Genomic DNA, 1,345 nt, shown 5'->3' with positions numbered 1-1,345 from the left:
CCGGCACCCAGAATGAAGGGCCGATGCCTTTCCGCCAGAACTTCCTGAAGTCCAGGGACCAGATCAGGTCGGACGTATCAGCCGATCTGGGGGCGCCAATGGTGTTTGGTCTGTCTGGTAATGTCGACGCATGGATGCTCGGAAAGCTGGAGCTGGCTGTCGACTACGACGGTGAAAGGGCAATCCGTTGCGTCAGCCTGGGGCTTCCACCAGAGGAATGAATGGACCTACAGGTGATAACGGCGCTGTTTGGCAGAAGCGCCACTGACCCAGCCGTCTCAACGATGCTGCAATCGCTTGGCGTCAGGCGAAGGCCAGAGCTGGCCCGTCCTGCAAAATGCCCTTACGAGGCGATTCTGCGTGTGAGCGCGCGGGGCATGCTGTTCTCTTTCAGCGAGCGCAACTACTGGAACGGGCGATCCGTTGCTTCGCACGGCAAGAGCGGTGAGCTGATCTTCACCAACGTTGCGGTGACAGCCGGCATTCCGGATGTCATGCGCAGGTACGAAGGCGATCTGCCGTTTGGCCTGCAATGGGAGGACGACAGGACGACCGCTCGCGAAAGGCTCGCCACGGCGGGCTTTGGGGATAGCTTGCACGCCGGCAGGCGTGACGCGTGGTGGTTGCCTGACTACCGCATTCGTCTGACGTATCAGGCTGGATGCATCAAGCAGGCAGGAGCGTGTGGGATCTTTGATATCAGCTTGGGAATTCCCATGCGTCCGTTGGCTTGCGCACCGGCAACGTGCGAGTACCCTTCAGCGGAGCAGGTGCTCGCTGTCCTCGGCAGATCGACCGAGGATGCTGATTTCCGGGCAGTGTTCCGGGAGTTTGGTCTTGCGAGTCTGATGGCGGAGTCGAGCAGGGAGGTCGTCGATAGAGCCGACGAGCATGGCTTCATCCTTTACTTCGACAGCAAGCGGGGCACGCCCGGTGGCCATCCGGTATGCACGGGTATCAGTTTCATCCGCGATCGATTGGGAAACTCAAGAGCCTGGGCTGGGTCGCTGCCATTCGGTCTTCAGTTCGATGATCCGCCGTCCATTCTCGAAGAGCGCATTGGCCAAAGGGCCAGTCGTTGGCACGATGAACAGACATTTGGCAGCGCGAGCTGGATGCTCCCTGGTCTTCAAGTGAACGTGAATTTTGACAGTCTGGATAACTGTCTTGAGTCTGTCCGTGTGATTGCAGAAGGTCATCGCACGTCCAATTGCCAGCCGCGCGGCTGATCTTGCTCGCAGCACATAACAAAACACCCGCCGGATCATTCCGGCGGGTGTGAGAGATGTGGCGAGGGTACGCCGGCCAGCAGCCGGCTCTACCCCTTACCAGGTGTACTTGATCC

General features: G+C 59.4%; 2 protein-coding genes. Both read left to right on the top strand.

What is annotated here, in order from left to right; genetic code table 11:
* Positions 1–221, top strand: a 221-nt coding sequence (locus ABZX22_RS45105; protein WP_354923505.1) for a hypothetical protein, incomplete at its 5' end; no start/stop codon positions are given.
* Positions 222–1,229, top strand: coding sequence for a hypothetical protein (locus ABZX22_RS45100; RefSeq protein ID WP_049396245.1), 1,008 nt, complete (start codon positions 222–224; stop codon positions 1,227–1,229).
* Positions 1,230–1,345: the final 116 nt, after the last annotated feature.

This window comes from Nonomuraea sp. NPDC003804, assembly GCF_040610675.1.
Classification (GTDB): domain Bacteria; phylum Actinomycetota; class Actinomycetes; order Streptosporangiales; family Streptosporangiaceae; genus Nonomuraea.
The sequence above is the reverse complement of the archived record's forward strand: the minus strand, read 5'-3'. Positions and strand labels throughout refer to the sequence as shown.